This is a genomic window from Shewanella sp. SR1, from assembly GCF_020447145.1.
Taxonomy (GTDB): Bacteria; Pseudomonadota; Gammaproteobacteria; order Enterobacterales; family Shewanellaceae; genus Shewanella; species Shewanella baltica.
This window is the reverse complement of record NZ_JAJAEF010000075.1, coordinates 1-581: the sequence shown is the minus strand read 5'-3', so window position 1 is coordinate 581 and position 581 is coordinate 1. Positions and strand designations below refer to the sequence as shown.

1 protein-coding gene is annotated in these 581 nt (G+C 49.6%); it reads right to left on the bottom strand.

The window, feature by feature from the left end; translation table 11 throughout:
• The coding region (locus KV201_RS22420) for an IS4 family transposase (RefSeq protein ID WP_226060664.1) at positions 1-581 on the bottom strand (581 nt) is incomplete at both ends.

Sequence of the window (581 nt, the reverse complement as noted above, 5' to 3'; positions counted from 1 at the left end):
ACTGGTCATGTTTTCCCAATGTTCGAACCACCTCATATTGAGTGCCTTTCTTCAATGGCAACAACCAGTGGCTGTCAGGTTGCGCTTGCTGCCAAGCGTGCAGAAGGCCGATCGAGTAAAATCCTCGGTCAAAAAGGGTTAGACTGTGATTGGGAATGCTAGAAATGAGCTGAGATGCCAAGTTCATTTCATTTTCGGCAACCGAATCAAAGGCGCTGTTGACCAACAAATGGCTGCTTAACTCCATCAAGCAAACCATGCGAATTTGTGGATAAGCCGCTTCGCCTGAAGCGTTTGCGGTGCGCGCAAAGGCGGCTTGATTTTGGATACTATCGGGTGTCCGCCACACTACACCGTCAACACCATACAAGTTAAGACCGCACCAATGAGGGTGTTCAGCTCTTGCGTGCCAGGTATTGGCGCTGCGACTAAACACTTCTCGAATAACCTCACTGCCCAATCGTTTACGCGCCTGAGTCACGGCGCTGCGTGCAACATAATCAATCTCTTGCGGCAAAACAATGTCGAGTTTGTTGATGAGTGACCGAATAGACTCCCCTCGGAACAAAGCCATTCCGATA